This is a genomic window from Cyanobium usitatum str. Tous (genome assembly GCF_963920485.1).
GTDB lineage: Bacteria > Cyanobacteriota > Cyanobacteriia > PCC-6307 > Cyanobiaceae > Cyanobium_A > Cyanobium_A usitatum_A.
Genome location: NZ_OY986431.1, coordinates 799,640 through 814,914, shown reverse-complemented (window position 1 = coordinate 814,914; position 15,275 = coordinate 799,640). Strand labels below are relative to the sequence as shown.

Here is a 15,275-nt window from a genome sequence, read left to right as displayed (position 1 = left end):
ATCGCCGACATCCAACGGCTCTACCGCAACTCCTAAACAACTCAGCACCAAGCCATGACCCTGAAGCTCTACGGCGGCGCCCGCAGCCGCGCTTCCATGCCCCGCTGGTATCTGGAGGAGAAGGGGATTGCCTACGACTGGATTCAGCTCGACATGGAGGCAGGCGAACACAAGGGGGAGAGCTTTGGTGTCATCAACCCCTTCGCCAAGGTGCCAGCCCTGGTGGATGAAACCTTGCGCGCACCAGGCGGCCAACCGCTGCAGCTGTTTGAAAGCGGAGCCATCCTCCTGCACCTAGCCGATCACCACGCCAACGAATTCACTGGCACGGCAGCTGAGGTGGCGGCCCAGCGAGGCCTGGCAAACCAGTGGATCCTGTTTGCCAATGCCACCCTGGCAGTGGCGCTGTTTGTGCCTGCCAACCGGGAGAGGGAATTCCCCCAGTTGCTGGGGGTGCTTGATGGGCTGCTGGCAGGCGGCCGTTCGCTGCTGGCAGGGCCTTGGGGCGATCCGGCCTGGAGCGTTGCCGACTGCGCCGTAAATGCCTACCTGGCCTATCTGCCGATCTTCTTTCCCCAGATCGATCTAACCCCCTACCCCAACGTGCAGGCCACGATCGCCGCCACCCAGGCCCGACCGGCCTACCAACGCGGCATGGGCAGGGCTTGAACTCGGCACGAGGCGCTGCTGCAGCAAGCGTCGGCTTTGACTGGCGGGGCCAGCCGCTGCAGCTGCTTGGCGCCAAGGCGGCGTGGGACCCCCAGCGCCGGGCCTTATTAGTGGCGGATTTGCATCTAGGCAAAGCGGAAAGCTTCCAAGCCCACGGCATTCCCCTGCCCAGCGATGGCGACGGCGAGACCCTCAATGGGCTGCTGGAGTTGGCCCATCAGCTGGTGCCCCAGCAGGTGGTGGTGCTGGGAGACCTGATCCACAGCCGCTTTGGACTCACCGGCGAACTCCGGGCCAAGCTGGCGGCTCTACCGGAGCTGCTGGGCTGCCAGCTGCGCCTGATCGGCGGCAACCATGAGCAGGGCAGCTGGATCGAGGGGCTGCCGCAGGAGCCATCCCAAGCCCTAGGCCCCTGGTGGCTGAGCCACATTCCAGAGCCCCGGGCGGGCCTGCTCAACCTCTGCGGCCACCTGCATCCAGTGGCGGTGGTGGGCCGGGGTGCCGATCGGCTGCGGTTGCCTTGCTTCAGCTACTGCCAAACCAGTGAGCGCCTAGCCCTGCCCGCCTACGGCCGCTTGACCGGAGGCCATCCCTGCTCCCCAGGGGAAAGGGTCTGGCTGGTGGCAGAGGGGGCCATCGTTGCTTGGCCTCAGGGCTCAAGGCAGCTGGCCAGGCCCTAATCAGCTGACACTCCTGCTTCAGCCTGCCGCCAGGGCCCGCACCACATCGCCGCGGGTCAATACGCCAACGGGCCGGCCGGCCTGATCGAGCACAAACAACCGTTGGGTGCTGCGCTCATGCAGCAGGCCCGCGGCTGCCGGCAGGGGCAGCTCGGCGCTGCAGCTATGGGGATGCTTGCCCATCACCTCGCCCACGGTGCTGCCGAGCACCTGGTGCACCTCCTTGTCCCAGTTGAGTGGATTGCGCAGGTAAATCACCGCATCGAGCAGCATCACGTAGGGGCCGGGCTGGAAGCCGCTCTCGCGCACCATCAGGTCTTGCTCGCTGAGCTCGCCCACTAGGGCGCCACTGCCATCCACCACCGGCAAACCGCTGATGTGGTGCTCGCTCATCAGCTTCACGGCCTCCTGCAGGGGGCTGTCTGCCGTGACGCTCAACACCGGCGCAGACATCACGGCGGAAACCAGCTGTTGCACCACGGGCCAAACAAGACGACTGGAGCCATTCTGGGGCCGAGCACGGCAGACACCATGGCGACGCAACGGATACGCCAACTGGCCGACGGCCTCACCTTGGCCCGGGCCGTGCTGGGACTACCGCTGATCGTTGCCCTGGCGGGGGGCCAACCAGCCCTGGCCTGGTGGTTGCTGTTAATGGGCGGCCTGAGCGACTGGGCCGATGGCGCCCTGGCACGCCGGGCCGGCGGCGGCTCGGTGTGGGGCGCCCGCCTCGATCCCCTCACCGACAAAATCCTGATCAGCGCGCCGCTGCTGTGGCTTGGAGCAGAGGGGATCCTGCCCCTGTGGGCGATCTGGCTGCTGCTGGCCCGGGAACTACTTATTTCTGGCTGGCGCGCCGCTGAAGCCAGCGGCGGCCCGGCCTCCTTGGCCGGCAAGCTCAAAACGATCCTGCAATTCGCCAGTCTGCTGCTGCTGCTCTGGCCCAACGGCTGGGGTTTCGGACTGGCGGCGGCATTGCAGAGCGCGGGATGGTGGCTGTTCTGGCCCTCGCTACTGCTGGCGCTGAGCTCCGCCTGGGGCTACCTACGCAAGCCTTAAAGCAGTGAGCTCCTCGCTGCGCCGCCAGAGCCGCTGGCGCTGATCGACATCGAGGGCAGCGGGGGCAATGCGCACCTCGGTGGGCCAGCCCCTCATGCCACCAAACTCGTTTGGTCCGTAGTGACCCCCTGGGGTGGCTTCTGGTGCGGTGGCGGCAAACAACTGGGGCAGCGCTCCCATGGCCGCGCTCTGCAACATCGGGCCCATCAGCCGGTAGGCCAGGGGTTCAAACCACGAGCCATTGGCAGCAACAGAGGCCAGCTGAAGATTGGTGCGGGCAAAGCCCGGATGGGCCGCCAGCGACAACACCGCCTGGCCCTGATCCCGCAGCCGCTGCTGCAGCTCTAGGGCAAACATCACATTGGCGAGCTTGCTCTGGCCATAGGCAGCCCAGCGGTCGTAGCGGCGCTCGCCCTGCAGATCGTCGAAAGCAATCCGGCCGAAATACTGGGCCCCTGAGGTCACGCTCACCACCCGCGCATCGGGGCGGTCTGATAGCAGCGGCAGCAGGGCCAGGGTGAGGGCGAAATGGCCCAGGTGGTTCACTCCCAGCTGCATCTCGAAGCCGTCGGGGGTAAGTTGCCGCGGCAGGGCCATCAGGCCGGCGTTGTTAACCAGCAGATCCAGCCTGCCGTAGCGATCGGCCAATTCCGCAGCGGCCCGGCGCACGCAGGCCAAGCTGGCCAGATCAAGCTCCAACAGCTCAACGGCACCACCCCCGCTAGCGGCCGCTGCCAACAATTCCTGCTTGGCCAGCTCTGCCCGGGCCAGGCTGCGGCAACCGAGCACCACGGTGGCGCCCTTAGCCACTAGCGCCCGAGCCGTTTCCAGGCCCAGGCCGCTATTGGCGCCGGTGATCAAGGCCAAGCGTCCGGCCTGATCGGGAATGGAGTCGGTAGTCCAGTTCATGGCAGGAGCTTATGGAAATAGGCCTCCCAGCTGCGGCAAAGGAGCTCAGCCGATCAAGGCCTCGTCTGCGGAGAAATCGGGGCTGGTGGGAGTCCGCAGGGCGTAGTCGTTGGTGTAGCTGTCGGCGATGGTGGCCTCGAGGTCAAAGGCCGGCTCCCAGGCCAGTTCGCGCCGCACCCGGGTGGTGTCGGTGAGGAAGTGGGCCAGACGCAGCGGGAAGGCCTTGCGGGCTTTTTTATCGAGAGCAGCGTGATCGAAGCTGCGGATTTCCACAGAAGCGAGCTCCTTGCCGGCCGCCCGGGCCGCTGCCTGCACCAAGCCGCGGAAGGTGACGCCCTGGCTGCCTGTGCAGTTGTAGATGCGGTTGGCGGCGGCATCCACCTCGATGCAGCGAGCCATGGCGGCGGCTAGGTCTGCCACATGGCCCAGCTGGGTGATCGTGCTGCCATCACCGGGCAGGGGCACGGGCCGGCCGTGCACGATGCGATCAAAAAACCAGCTCTCTACAGGGTTGTAGTTGCCCGGCCCCACTATGTAAGTGGGCCGGAAGCTGGTGAAGGCGATGCCCTCGCTGCGCAGCCAGGCTTCGGTTTCGGCCTTGCCAGCGTGGCGGCTGGCGGGATCAACCGGGCTGTTTTCATCGAGCGGCCAAAGCTCGCTGTCTGCGTAAACGCCGGCTGAGCTCACATAAACAAAGCGATGGGCCGGAGGCCCGGTGCGCTCGATCACAGCGCGGGAATCCTCAAGGCTGCGGCCCGAGCTATCGACGATCACATCAAAACTGCGACCCACCAGCGGCTCCAGCCCCCCAGCAGTGCTGCGGTCGCCGATCAGGTGCTCCACCCCAGCCGGCGCTGGCTTGTTGCCACGGGTAAACAAGGTGAGGGCATGGCCTTCAGCCTGCAGCCGCTCCACCAGCGGTTTGCCCACGAAGCGGGTGCCGCCCATCACCAGGATGTTCATGCTGCTGCCCACGGGACGCGAAACTGGGCGCCATTCAAACCCCCGGCCAGCTGGCGGTTACTCCACCACCGTGATGCCCGTGTCGATCAGCTCGATCGGTGGCGCCGCCAGCGTCTTTATCTGCCCTTTTCAATAATGCGTCTGGCCAAGGCCTACACCGCCCAGCCCGCCGCCATCAATTTGTGGCCCGCCGGCAGCCGCGGCTATCGCCACTTCTCCCTTCTGGGGGAGCGGGGCCAGGGCGCGGATCGGGCCGTGGAACTCCAGGCTGTACTGGAGCGGGGCTTTCGGCTGGTGGTGCCGCTAGCTGAGCTGCGCAACCAGCAGCTCTGGCAGCCTGGCTGGCAGCAATTGCCTCCAGCAGCCATGCAGATAATTCCAGCCATCGACCTGCTCGATGGCCACTGCGTGCGGCTGCACCAGGGCGACTACGACCAGGTAACGCGTTTCTCCGATGACCCAGTGGCCCAGGCCCTCAGCTGGCAGCAGCAGGGAGCCAGGCGGCTGCACCTGGTGGACCTAGACGGTGCCCGCAGCGGCCAACCGGTCAACGATGCGGCCGTGAAGGCGATCACCACTGCCCTGAGCATCCCCGTGCAGCTGGGGGGTGGGGTGCGCAGCGCCGCACGGGCCGAGGAGCTGCTGAGCTTCGGGCTGGATCGGGTCATTCTCGGCACCGTGGCTCTGGAGCAACCCGAATTAGTCGATGAGCTGGCATCCCGCTACCCCGGCCGAATCGTGGTGGGCATCGACGCCAAAAACGGCAAGGTGGCCACCCGCGGCTGGATCGAAGAGAGCAGCACCGAGGCAACGGCCCTAGCCCAGCGCTTCTGCGCCAGCGGCATCGCCGCAATCATCAGCACCGACATCGCCACAGACGGCACCCTGGCGGGCCCAAACCTCGAAGCCCTGCGGGCCATGGCCAAGGCCAGTGCCGTGCCGGTGATCGCCTCTGGCGGCATCGGCACCCTGGAGCACCTGCTCTCCCTGCTGAGCCTGGCGCCCCTAGGGGTGGAGGGGGTGATCGTGGGCCGGGCCCTCTACGACGGCCGGGTGGATCTAGCTGAAGCCCTACAGGCCATCGACGAGGGCCGCCTGCAGGATCCGACCAGTGCCTCGATGATGGCCTAAGTCTCAGCCTGTTTCACCTTGACCGACGCCCTGGGAACGCGCGCCGTGCTGGCGGTGTTGGTGCCCTCCACCAACACGATGGTGGAACCGGATCTCGCCTCGCTTCAGCCCCCGGGGGTGACCAACCACACCTTCCGCTTCCCCTTCCCCGAGCTGCCCGCCAGCCCAGAGCGCCTCCTTGCCTTGATGGAGCCGGCCATCGCCATGGTGGGAGCCTGCGAACCGGATCACCTGGTGCTTGGTTATTCGCCGGAATACATGCCGCAGGCGGCGGCGGTAGCCCGCCAGTTGAAAGCCAGCCTGGAGCAGGCCACTGGTGTGGCCGTCAGCACCGCCACTGAAGCGGTCAGCGCCGCCCTGAAGGCCCTCAACTGCAACCGACTAGGTATTGTCAATCCCTTCCCCGAGCAGGCCAACGCTGCGGTGCTCAACCACTTTCAGAGCGAGGGCTTTGAGGTTCAGGCCATGGAGTGCCTGGCCTCCGCGCAAAAGGGCAAGGTATTTTCGGCGCGAATCAGCGCCGAGCGGATCCGGGCAGCCTTTCGTGCGGTGGACCACAGCAGCGTGGATTGCCTGCTGCAGGTGGGCACCAATTTGGTGGCTACCTCCCTGGTGGAGCAGCTGGAGCAGGAGCTGGGCAAACCGGTGGTTGCAGTCAACACCGCCACTTACTGGTACGCCTTGCAAAAATTAAATATCCACCAGCTCGGCTCAGGCAACGGCCAGCTGATGCAGCTAGCGATGTGAGCCTGCACCCATGGCAAAAGCTGATCGCTTGCGACCTGCCCTATAACGGATTGAGTCTGATTTGAGGCGTATTGCGTGAACGCCGGCGCCCTTCCCCCAAGCAATCCATCTAATTGCGTAGACGACGTCTATCAGCGCTGCCGCGACCTAGGCATGAGGCTCAGCCGCCAGCGCCGCATGGTGCTCGATTTGCTTTGGGTTGAGAAGAGCCATCTCAGCGCCCGCGACATTTTTGAAAAGCTCAACAATCTGGGCCGCAACATCGGCCACACGTCTGTTTACCAAAACCTCGAAGCCCTTCAAACAGCTGGCGTAATCGAGTGCCTCGACCGGGCCAGTGGCCGGCTCTACGGCTATCGCAGCGATCCCCACAGCCACCTCACCTGCTCGGAATCAGGCGCTATCCAAGACCTAGACGTTGAGCTACCGCGCGAGTTGCTCGATCAGATCGAGCGCCACACAGGCTTCGCGATCGAGACCTACACCCTCCATCTCACGGGCCGGCGCCGCAGCTGAATCCCTGCGCCGACCCAGGGCTGGAGATTCCGCTCCAGCATCGGTACCTTTGGCGCATGGAATGGCCAAACCCGTGAGATCGCAGCTGCTGCTGTTTGCCGAACCGCTGCTGCGCGATGGCCTCACCCGCCTGCTCACCGCTCAAGCTGGGCTTTACAGCGTCGCTGAGCGGCCAGAGCAGCTGCAAGGGCTGCCCCAACTGGTGATCTGGCAAGCCAGCAGCGGCGACCTCCAGGGCGGGCGCCTAGCCGAAGAATTGCTGCGCCTGCAGGAGCGCTGGCAGCCAGCGCCTGTGCTGCTGCTGCTGCCGGCGGCCCATGGTCTGGGCGGTGATGCCCTGCTGCAGCTGCCGGCGGCTGGAATCCTCGAATCGCCCGAACCCCAGGAGTTGCTGGCGGCCCTCGCCACCCTGCTGGCGGGCGGGCGCGTGCTGGCAGCGGCGGCTGGCAGCGCCTCTCCCCGCCCAGCCGCCAGCCCCGCCCTGGGCCTGGGCCAGTGGCTGCTGATCAGCGGCCTGCAGCAGATCGACGCAGACCTAGCTGCCATCAAGCGCCTGCTGACGCCGCCGCCGACCAACCTGGTGCAGCTGCTCGTGCTGCAGGGGCGCCTGCGCGAACTCTCGGCAGCCCGGGAGCTGCTGCTGCTGCTTTGGGGGCCGCTGAGTGTGGCCTGGGGCGCGCCCGATCCCTGCCCCAGCAACCCGCAGCCCGTGCTGGCGATTACCCTGCAGCAGCGTAGTGCCGATGGCATCTGGCGCGCCATTCGTCAGCGGCTCGAGGCCGGCAGTGGTGCCGAACTCAGCAACCAAAGCGGCCAGCTGCTGGCCTTGGAGGGCCTCAGCCCCGAGCGGCGGCGCGACCTGCTGCTGGCCCTGCTATGCCAACTGGACAGCCTGCGCCAGCGGCTACTTGCCGACCCCGCTCCCCTGCAGGAGCGCTGGGAGCAGTGGCAGCCCGAGCTGCGCCAGCAGGCCATGCGCAGCCTGGTGAATTCCTACGTGCAGCTGCCCTGCGAAGGCAGCCTGCTGCCGGTAGCCGACAGCCTGCTTCGCAGCAGCGATCTGACCGGCCGCGACCCGGAGCTGCCGGAGGCCCAGCCGATGCTGGCCTCCCTGGTGCGGGCCCAGCCCCTGCTGGTGGATGGCCAGCTGCTGGCCGCCGACGAACCACGGGCCGTGCTCTATCTCGAACTACTAGTGAGCAACTGGCTGGTGCGCAGCGCCGAACTGGTCAGCGCCGAGCTACTGGCCAGCTGCGCCGGCTGGCCCGAGTTGCGTCGCTACCTGCTCCAGCCCGAGCTGCTCGCCACCCGCAACCTGGAGCGGCTGCGCAACCAACTCAACGCCCAACTGCGTTGGAGCAGCTGGGTGGAGCGGCCAATCAGCCTCTACGAAAGCCGCCGCCGGCTCTACTGCCTGCGCGATGGCGCCATCCGCTGCCAGGAGCTCACCGAACCCCGCGACGCTGAACTGCGCCAACTGGGCTGGCTGCAGCAACTGGTGACCCTGGCGCTGGAAAGCCGCGATGCCCTGGCGCCCCAGGTGCAGGGCCTGCTGCGAGGCCTCGGCGATCTGGTGGTGGTGCTGCTCACCAGGGTGCTGGGCCGGGCCATTGGCCTGGTGGGCCGGGGTATTGCCCAGGGCATGGGCCGGGGCATCGCCAAAGGGGTAGGCCGCAGCTGACGCCCCGCCACAATGGCTTTAATCGAGCTTGCAAGCCGGCATGGGGCGAAATAAGAACGGGCAACAGGGGATCGGGGCACGGGCCTCAACCCTTGAGCACATCCTGCGACTCCTGCTCAGTTCCGCCCTGGGGCTGCTGCTGGCGGCGGGCCTGGTGGGCCTAGGTAGCCGCCCAGCCCAGGCCTCGCTCACCAACAACAGCTACGACGGCAACATCTACGCCCTCTACGCCGGCAACGGCTCCCTGGTACCGCCGCGCAGCAGCCTCGCCCAGGCCTTCGCCGACCACCGCACCACCGTGGTCGTCTACTACCTCGACGACGACGCAGCCAGCAAGCAATTCTCAGCGGTGGTCTCGGAGCTGCAGCGGGTATGGCTCAACAACATCGAGCTGATTCCGTTGGTTACCGATCCGCTCCAAAACCGGGCCGACACCGGCCCCAGCGATCCGGCCCACTACTGGTCAGGCCTGATTCCCCAGGTGGTGGTGTTCAACAGCGAGGGGAAGCTGGTTTTCGATGAGCAAGGCGCCGTGAGCGTCGATGCAATTAATGCCGCCGTCAGCCAGGCCACCGGCATCCCCCTCCCCGAGGGGGGCACCACCAGCACCACCGAGAGCTTCAACGAACTCAATTCCGAGGTGGTGAGCCGCTGATGGGCCGCCTTGAAAGCGACAGCATGGGCGCCATCGAGGTACCCGAGCAGCACTACTGGGGCGCCCAGACCCAGCGCTCAATCGAATATTTTCCCTTCGGCCAGGCCATGCCCCTGGCGGTGGTGCACGCCTTCGGAGCGCTCAAGGCGACCTGCGCCGAGGTGAATATGGCCAAGGGCAAGCTCAGCCCCGAGCTGTCCGCCCTAATCGTAGCGGCTGCCGAGGAGGTGGCCTCCGGCCGCCTCGACGCTGAATTCCCGCTCAAGGTGTGGCAGACGGGCTCCGGCACCCAGACCAACATGAACGTCAACGAGGTGATCGCCAACCGGGCGATCGAAGCATCCGGCGGCGTGCTGGGCAGCAAGAGCCCGGTGCACCCAAACGACCATGTGAACCTCAGCCAATCCAGCAACGACACCTTCCCCGCCGCCCTGCATGTGGCCGTGGCGATTGAGCTGGAGCGCAGCCTCATCCCGGCGGTGGAAGCGCTGCGCGCAGCCCTGGCCGTAAAGGCCGAGGCCTTTGCCGCGATCATCAAGATCGGCCGCACCCACCTGCAGGATGCGGTGCCCCTGAGCCTGGGTCAGGAATTCAGCGGCTACGGGGCCCAGCTGGATCTAGCCCTGGAAACCATCCGCGCCAGCCTGCCCCAGGTGCGCCAGCTGGCCATTGGCGGCACGGCGGTGGGCACCGGCCTCAACGCCCCGGCGGGTTTCGGTGAGGCGGTGTCGGCGCGGCTGGCCGAGCGCCTAGGTCTGCCCTTCACCTCAGCGCCCAACAAATTTCAAGCCCTGGCCGGCCATGAGCCCCTGGCCGCAGCCCATGGAGCCCTCACGGTGCTGGCCGGCAGCCTGATGAAAATCGCCAACGACATCCGCTGGCTGGCCAGTGGCCCCCGCTGCGGCCTGGGCGAGCTGGTGATTCCGGAAAACGAACCGGGCAGCTCGATCATGCCGGGCAAGGTGAATCCCACCCAGGCCGAGAGCCTGACCATGGTGGCCGTGCAGGTGATGGGCAACAACACGGCCGTGCAGCTGGCCGCCAGCCAGGGCAACTTCGAGCTCAATGTGTTCAAGCCAGTGATCGCCCACAACGTGCTCGAAAGCATCGAGCTGCTCGCTGGCGGCTGCACCAGCTTCCGCGCGCACTGCATCGAGGGGCTCACGGCCAATGAAAGCCGCATCGAAACCCTGCTGGATCAAAGCCTGATGCTGGTCACGGCCCTCACCCCAGCAATCGGCTACGACCGGGCCTGCGCCATCGCCAAGCACGCCCACAACCACCAGCTCAGCCTGCGTGAAGCCGCCCTGGTGCTCGGCGAGATCAGCGCTGAGGAGTTCGATCGCTGGGTGCAGCCCGAGCAGATGATCTGATTGCCTTGTCTGATTGGCTTATTGGGTTAAGCGAAGAGATAGGGCCATGCCCCAACTTTTGAGCGACAACTGCACGTCGGCCAGCTCCCTATTTGCCAATCAGGGCATCGTGCAGCTTGGCTGTGTTGCCGCTCAGCAGCCGATCGCCGCTGCGCACCCCTTGCAGGATCTCGGCGCGGTTGGCTGACTTTTGGCCCACCACCACTGGCACGGCCTGCACGGCGCCCCGCTGATACCGGAACACCACCGCTGAGCCATTGACCAGCGCAATGGCATCGGCCGGCAGGGAGTAACGCTGCTGAGAGGACGGCACCTGGATGAAGGCAGTCACCGCTGTGCCCGTGGGTGGCAGCGGCTCATCCACCGTCTGGGCGCGCACCAAGGTGACTCGATTTGCGGAGCCACTGTTGGGAGCCACGGCTAGAACGCGGGCGCGTAGGTGCTGTGCTCCCGCTTTCACCCGCAGCAGCTGACCGCTCGCCAGGTTGGCGGCCAGCACCGGGGAAACCAGGAAGCGCAGTTCGCTGCCCCGGGCATCACTAATCTGCGCCACCTCTGCCCCTAGTTGGAGCACCTCTCCAGGTGAGGTCTTAACAGCAACGACCTGGCCGCTGATGGGGCTACGGATCAGCAGGCGTCCGATCCGATCGGGGTCTCCCATCGCCGAGGCCTTGGCAGTCGCTGCCCGGGCATTGGCTGCTGCCGTGAAGCTGGCGATACGCCGGCTCTCCAGCTCCTGGGCCGAGAGGGCACCTTGGCGTGCCATCGGCAGGGCCAGCCGGTATTGGTATGCCAGCGATTGGGCCGTGGCCAGGGCCGCTTCCGCATCGGCTCGCACCACAGCAGCATCGGCGCTCTGCACTTCGGCGATCGGCTCGCCCGCCTGAACGGCGCTGCCTGGTGCCACCAACAGGCGCACAACGCGGCCCGCCACGGACATGCCCACGCTGGAGCGTGAACCAACAGCCGCTTCCACAAAGCCGGAGATCGGGCGTTCCGTGCCCGTGCTCAGCTCCGGACGAACAATGCGGAGGCCAAAACGCCCCAGTTGTTCCTCGCTGAGGGCGATGCTGCCGTTTGCTTTGAGCCGCTCTGATGCCGCTTCTGAGGGAGAGGCGGCTGGCCGGCCGCTGTAGCGACCCAAGCCGATCCCCAGCAGCAGCGAGGCGGCGATCGCCAGGGGCAAAAGCACTTTCATGGCTGGAACGAAGCGAGAGCAGGAGACGGGGCAATGGCGGGGGGCAATAGCCAGTGGCCAAAGCGGGCATAGAGCGCCGGAATCACCAGCAGAGTCAGTGCGGTGGAGGTGATCAGGCCGCCGAGCACCACCACCGCCAGGGGCTGCAGGATTTCGTTGCCAGCGCCAAAGGCCAATGCCAGCGGTAGGGCACCCAGGGCGGAAGAAAGGGCGGTCATCAGGATCGCGTTGAGGCGCTCGAGGCTGCCTTCCCGGATCACCTCGCCAAGGGGCTGGCCTGCGCCGTGGCGGCGGTTGTAGTTGTCCACCAGCAGTAGGCCGTTGCGCACGGCGATACCAAACAGGGTGATGAAGCCGATCAGCGAGGCGATTGAGAGCACGCCTCCTGTGAGCAACACCGCCACCACCCCGCCGATCAGGGCCAGGGGCAGGTTGAGCATGATCGCTGCGGTGGCCGGCAGCGATTTCACCGAGACCACCATCAGCACAGTGATGACCACGGCGGCCACCAGGCTGTATGAGAGCAGGCTGGCGGTAGCCCGTTGCTCCGATTCGAACTGGCCGCCGTAGCGAATCGTGTATCCCTGGGGCAAACGCACGTCCAGGGCGACCTTGCGCTGGACGTCCTTCACGACGGTGCCGAGGGGCCTGCCGCTGACGTTGGCTGACACCACGATCAAGCGGGAGACGTCTTCCCGGTTAACGACGTTGGAGCCCAGCCCTTCCTCGATCCAGGCGACGCTCCCCAGCGGCACGGTCATGCCATTGCTGAAGGCCACTGGCACCGAGCGGATCGCGTCGAGGTTCTGGCGGGAGTCCTCCTTGAGCTGCACCAGCACATCGCTGCGCACCCCGCCTTCCACCACGTGGCCGACCACCTTGCCGTTGAGAGCAACCTCCACCGCCTGGGAAAGCTCCTCCACCGTCAGGCCCAGGGCTGCCGCCAGCGGACGGTCGTAGTGGATCTGCACCTGGGGGATGGGCAGCTGGGGCTCCAGCTGCAAATCCACCACTCCTGCGACTGGCTTGATCGCATTTTCCACCGCTTCGCCGATGCGGCGCAGCTCGGCCAAGTCGGTGCCATAGATCTTGATGGCGATGGCGCTGCGCACCCCGGAGAGCACCTCATCCATGCGGTGCGAGATGAAGCCGCCGATGTTGGGGGCCACGCCGGGCAGCCGCAGAAAGGCCTGACGCAGCGCAGCAAGGGCAGCGGGCCGATTAGCCATCGCCTGGTCGCTCAGTTCCACATCCACGTGGGCCAGGTTCACGCCAGCCCCATCGGCATCGCCGGGAGCCCGGCCCGTGCGCACCTGCACCCACTCAAAGAGGGGATTGTTCTGCAGCGAACGGGTGAGGGCCAGGCCAGCCCGGTTGGTCATGTCCAATGAGACCCCCGGATAGAGAACCATGGAATTCACCAGTGATTTCTCGCGGAATTCCGGCAGGAACACCCGCCCTAGAGCCGGGAGCACTAAGGCGCTGGCCACCAACAGGGCCAGGGCGATGGCCAGCACCCGCCGGGGGGAGTTCAGCGCCTGATCGAGCATCGGGCGGTAGAGCCGCTCGGCCTGGTTGGCCAGCCAGGTGTTTTCTGCCGGCAGCTGCACGGGCGCCAGCAGGATCGCGCACAGCGCCGGCGAGAGGGTCACCGCCACCAGCGTCGAGGCGCCGATCGACAACAAATAGGCCAACCCCATGGGCGCAAAGATGCGCCCTTCCACGCCGGTGAGCGAGAAGATCGGCGCAAACACCACCGCGATGATCACGGTGGAAAACAGCACCGGTTGGCGCACCTCTACCGAAGTGTCAAACACAACCTGCAGCGGCGATTTGGGGGTACGGCTGGCCTGGTTGCTGCGCAGGCCCCGGTAGCAGTTCTCCATATCAACGATCGAGTCGTCAACCACGGAGCCGATCGCCACCACCAGCCCCCCCAGGGTCATGGTGTTGATACCGAGGCCCAGGGCCTTCATCAGCATCAGACCGATCAGCAGCGAGAGCGGAATGGCGCTGAGGCTGATCACGGCGGCGCGCCAGTTCATCAAAAACAGCACGATCACCACCGAAACGATCACCACCCCCTGCAGCAGCGACTCGCTCACATTGCGGATGGCGCTATCGATGAAGTTGCTCTGGCGGAATGTGGTCTGGATCTGCACATCCGCCGGCAGGGTGCGGTTGAGGTCGCCCAAGCGCTGCTCCACCGCTCCCGTCACCGTGGGGGTGTCGACATCGGGCTGCTTAGTCACCATCAGCACCAGCGCCCGCTTGCCGTTGAAGCTGGCGTCACCGCGCTTGAGCGCCGCGCCGCGCTTCACCTCGGCCAGGGTGGAGAGCAGCACCGGTTGCCCCTGCTCGTTATGCACCGCGGTGTCGGCCAGATCGCTCACCTGGGTGATCTGGGCCAGGGGGCGAATCAGGCGCTCCTGCCCCCCACCGATCAGAAAACCACCGGGGCTGGTGGCCATGGCGGCGCCCACACCATCCATCACCGCTTGCAGCGAAACGTTCTGCACCTGCAGCTCCTGCGGATCCAGCAGCACCTGAAACTGCTGTTCATCGCCGCCGTAGATCGTGACCTGGGCCACGCCCGGCACCGCCAGGATCGATTGGCGGTAGGAGCGCAACACCAGCTGCTGCAAATCCAGCAGCGAGGTAGCGCCATCGCCTTTCAGCGTGAAGGCCACCTGCAGGATTGTGCCCAGCGGGGAAACCAGCGGCGACAGTTCGGGCGGGCTGGCATTCACCGGCAGCTGGGCGCTCACCTGCTGCACCCGCTCCGCCACCGATTGACGGGCGCGATAGATGTCGGCGCTCTGGTTAAACACCACCTGCACCATCGACAGACCCGCCTTGGAGGAGGAGCGCACCGTCTCCACCCCGGCGATACCGTTCACGGCCGATTCGATCGGCAAGGTGATCCGCATCTCCACCTCCTCCGGGGAGAGCCCGTCGGCGCTGGTCTGCACATCCACCTGGGGCGGGGCAAACGGCGGGAACACATCCAGCGGCATCTGAGCCACGGCCAGCACACCCCAGAGGCTGATGACGACCGCAGCGGCAACGATCAACCAGCGGCGGGCGATCGAAAAACGCAGGGTGGCGTTGAGCAGCCGCTCAAGCATCCGTCTGCTTGCGGCGGCCCAGCCAAATAGCCCCAGCGGCCAGCACTACAACGCCACCGGCGGCAAGGACTGACACGGGCAGGGCGGCATTGGTGGCCGTTTTGTTGGCTGCTTGTGCGACTGGCTTGTTATTCGCCATTGCGGGCTCGACCTGCTGGGTCTTCATCGACTCGGCATAGAGCGAGAGCGCACCGGAGATCACCACGTCGTCGGTGGGATCGATTCCCTCCGTCACCACCACGCGGTCTCCCTGGCTAGCGCCGGTCTCGACGATCACCGGGTCGTAGGTCGTTTCGGTCTGCACGAACAGCAACGGTTGGCCCTTCGCATCCACCAGCGCTGTGGAGGGCACCGTCAGACCATCGGGGCCGGACTCCGGCCTAGCCGTGGCCACCCCCAGCAGCCCATCGCTCTCGGCGTTGCGCTTCACCTGGCGCGCATCCCCCTGCTGCTGGAACTCATCGCCGTGGCCCACATGGGCCATGGCCGCCGGTGCCGCCAGGGCCAGCAGGGTTGCCGTGAGGCTGGCACGGACTGCAAGTCGCAAAATTCGCACGGGCAAGACC

Annotated in this window: 16 protein-coding genes and 1 pseudogene; 11 read left to right on the top strand and 6 right to left on the bottom strand. The window is 66.2% G+C overall.

What is annotated here, in order from left to right; genetic code table 11:
- Positions 1–54: 54 nt before the first annotated feature.
- Together U9970_RS04400 and pdeM are read left to right on the top strand one after the other, a co-directional pair.
- Positions 55–669 carry a glutathione S-transferase family protein gene (locus U9970_RS04400; RefSeq protein ID WP_322765479.1) on the top strand — a complete coding sequence of 205 codons (615 nt, stop codon included), beginning with the start codon at positions 55–57 and terminating at the stop codon, positions 667–669.
- Positions 666–1,349, top strand: a complete 684-nt coding sequence (gene pdeM / locus U9970_RS04395; RefSeq protein ID WP_322765478.1) for a ligase-associated DNA damage response endonuclease PdeM — start codon at positions 666–668, stop codon at positions 1,347–1,349. The genes U9970_RS04400 and pdeM overlap by 4 nt, the downstream gene beginning before the upstream one ends.
- An 18-nt stretch (positions 1,350–1,367) precedes the next feature.
- On the opposite strand, the gene U9970_RS04390 is transcribed toward pdeM, so the two are convergent.
- Entirely contained in the window at positions 1,368–1,802 is a 435-nt protein-coding gene (locus U9970_RS04390) for a CBS domain-containing protein (RefSeq protein ID WP_322766017.1), read from the bottom strand.
- Positions 1,803–1,880: 78 nt separating this feature from the next.
- On the opposite strand from U9970_RS04390, the gene U9970_RS04385 reads away from it, so the two are divergent.
- Positions 1,881–2,408 carry a CDP-alcohol phosphatidyltransferase family protein gene (locus U9970_RS04385; RefSeq protein ID WP_322765477.1) on the top strand — a complete coding sequence of 176 codons (528 nt, stop codon included), beginning with the start codon at positions 1,881–1,883 and terminating at the stop codon, positions 2,406–2,408.
- Here U9970_RS04385 and U9970_RS04380 read toward each other — a convergent pair.
- A complete protein-coding gene (locus tag U9970_RS04380; protein ID WP_322765476.1) occupies positions 2,394–3,317 on the bottom strand; it encodes an oxidoreductase in 924 nt (307 codons plus the stop codon). The two genes, U9970_RS04385 and U9970_RS04380, sit on opposite strands and share 15 nt — an antisense overlap.
- Before the next feature lie 45 nt (positions 3,318–3,362).
- Entirely contained in the window at positions 3,363–4,280 is a 918-nt protein-coding gene (locus U9970_RS04375; protein ID WP_322765475.1) for an NAD-dependent epimerase/dehydratase family protein, read from the bottom strand.
- Between U9970_RS04375 and U9970_RS04370 the strand changes: the two genes are divergently transcribed.
- The 8 genes and pseudogenes from U9970_RS04370 (at position 4,279) to fumC (ending at position 10,383) form a co-directional block, all read left to right on the top strand.
- Positions 4,279–4,416: a hypothetical protein gene (locus U9970_RS04370; RefSeq protein ID WP_322765474.1), complete on the top strand. Its 138-nt coding sequence runs from the start codon at positions 4,279–4,281 to the stop codon at positions 4,414–4,416. The genes U9970_RS04375 and U9970_RS04370 overlap by 2 nt on opposite strands.
- Positions 4,416–4,568, top strand: a pseudogene (locus tag U9970_RS04365) (1-(5-phosphoribosyl)-5-[(5-phosphoribosylamino)methylideneamino]imidazole-4-carboxamide isomerase); the annotation flags it as partial. The gene U9970_RS04370 and the pseudogene U9970_RS04365, both read left to right, overlap by 1 nt.
- 78 nt (positions 4,569–4,646) lie before the next feature.
- Positions 4,647–5,411: a 1-(5-phosphoribosyl)-5-[(5-phosphoribosylamino)methylideneamino]imidazole-4-carboxamide isomerase gene (hisA, locus tag U9970_RS04360; RefSeq protein WP_322766016.1), complete on the top strand. Its 765-nt coding sequence runs from the start codon at positions 4,647–4,649 to the stop codon at positions 5,409–5,411.
- A gap of 18 nt (positions 5,412–5,429) precedes the next feature.
- A complete protein-coding gene (locus U9970_RS04355) occupies positions 5,430–6,158 on the top strand; it encodes a maleate cis-trans isomerase family protein (RefSeq protein WP_322765473.1) in 729 nt (242 codons plus the stop codon).
- 153 nt (positions 6,159–6,311) lie between these two features.
- Positions 6,312–6,674, top strand: a complete 363-nt coding sequence (locus U9970_RS04350; protein WP_322766015.1) for a Fur family transcriptional regulator — start codon at positions 6,312–6,314, stop codon at positions 6,672–6,674.
- A 73-nt stretch (positions 6,675–6,747) separates the two neighbouring features.
- On the top strand, positions 6,748–8,355 hold the full coding sequence (locus U9970_RS04345) for a DUF3685 domain-containing protein (protein ID WP_322765472.1): 1,608 nt from the start codon (positions 6,748–6,750) through the stop codon (positions 8,353–8,355).
- Between the two features lie 40 nt (positions 8,356–8,395).
- On the top strand, positions 8,396–9,010 hold the full coding sequence (locus tag U9970_RS04340) for a thylakoid membrane photosystem I accumulation factor (protein ID WP_322765471.1): 615 nt from the start codon (positions 8,396–8,398) through the stop codon (positions 9,008–9,010).
- Positions 9,010–10,383, top strand: coding sequence for a class II fumarate hydratase (gene fumC, locus U9970_RS04335; protein WP_322765470.1), 1,374 nt, complete (start codon positions 9,010–9,012; stop codon positions 10,381–10,383). Before U9970_RS04340 ends, fumC begins: the two co-directional genes overlap by 1 nt.
- Positions 10,384–10,471: 88 nt before the next feature.
- Here fumC and U9970_RS04330 read toward each other — a convergent pair whose 3' ends face one another.
- From U9970_RS04330 to U9970_RS04320, 3 genes are read right to left on the bottom strand one after another with little or no spacing between them, the layout of a single operon-like run.
- Entirely contained in the window at positions 10,472–11,581 is a 1,110-nt protein-coding gene (locus U9970_RS04330) for an efflux RND transporter periplasmic adaptor subunit (protein ID WP_322765469.1), read from the bottom strand.
- A complete protein-coding gene (locus U9970_RS04325; RefSeq protein WP_322765468.1) occupies positions 11,578–14,709 on the bottom strand; it encodes an efflux RND transporter permease subunit in 3,132 nt (1,043 codons plus the stop codon). Before U9970_RS04325 ends, U9970_RS04330 begins: the two co-directional genes overlap by 4 nt.
- Positions 14,702–15,265 (bottom strand): efflux RND transporter periplasmic adaptor subunit, encoded by a 564-nt coding sequence (locus U9970_RS04320; protein ID WP_322766014.1) that lies wholly within the window; start codon positions 15,263–15,265, stop codon positions 14,702–14,704. The genes U9970_RS04325 and U9970_RS04320 overlap by 8 nt, the downstream gene beginning before the upstream one ends.
- Between the last annotated feature and the right edge of the window lie 10 nt (positions 15,266–15,275).

Bases quoted from the DNA above. Each gene is read 5' to 3' on its own strand.
- U9970_RS04390 (WP_322766017.1), bottom strand. From the start codon at position 1,802: ATGTCTGCGCCGGTGTTGAGCGTCACGGCAGACAGCCCCCTGCAGGAG.
- U9970_RS04385 (WP_322765477.1), top strand. From the start codon at position 1,881: ATGGCGACGCAACGGATACGCCAACTGGCCGACGGCCTCACCTTGGCC.
- U9970_RS04330 (WP_322765469.1), bottom strand. From the start codon at position 11,581: ATGAAAGTGCTTTTGCCCCTGGCGATCGCCGCCTCGCTGCTGCTGGGG.
- U9970_RS04400 (WP_322765479.1), top strand. From the start codon at position 55: ATGACCCTGAAGCTCTACGGCGGCGCCCGCAGCCGCGCTTCCATGCCC.
- U9970_RS04380 (WP_322765476.1), bottom strand. From the start codon at position 3,317: ATGAACTGGACTACCGACTCCATTCCCGATCAGGCCGGACGCTTGGCC.
- U9970_RS04325 (WP_322765468.1), bottom strand. From the start codon at position 14,709: ATGCTTGAGCGGCTGCTCAACGCCACCCTGCGTTTTTCGATCGCCCGC.
- hisA (WP_322766016.1), top strand. From the start codon at position 4,647: ATGCAGATAATTCCAGCCATCGACCTGCTCGATGGCCACTGCGTGCGG.
- fumC (WP_322765470.1), top strand. From the start codon at position 9,010: ATGGGCCGCCTTGAAAGCGACAGCATGGGCGCCATCGAGGTACCCGAG.
- U9970_RS04370 (WP_322765474.1), top strand. From the start codon at position 4,279: ATGCTGCTGCCCACGGGACGCGAAACTGGGCGCCATTCAAACCCCCGG.
- U9970_RS04350 (WP_322766015.1), top strand. From the start codon at position 6,312: ATGAGGCTCAGCCGCCAGCGCCGCATGGTGCTCGATTTGCTTTGGGTT.
- U9970_RS04375 (WP_322765475.1), bottom strand. From the start codon at position 4,280: ATGAACATCCTGGTGATGGGCGGCACCCGCTTCGTGGGCAAACCGCTG.
- U9970_RS04340 (WP_322765471.1), top strand. From the start codon at position 8,396: ATGGGGCGAAATAAGAACGGGCAACAGGGGATCGGGGCACGGGCCTCA.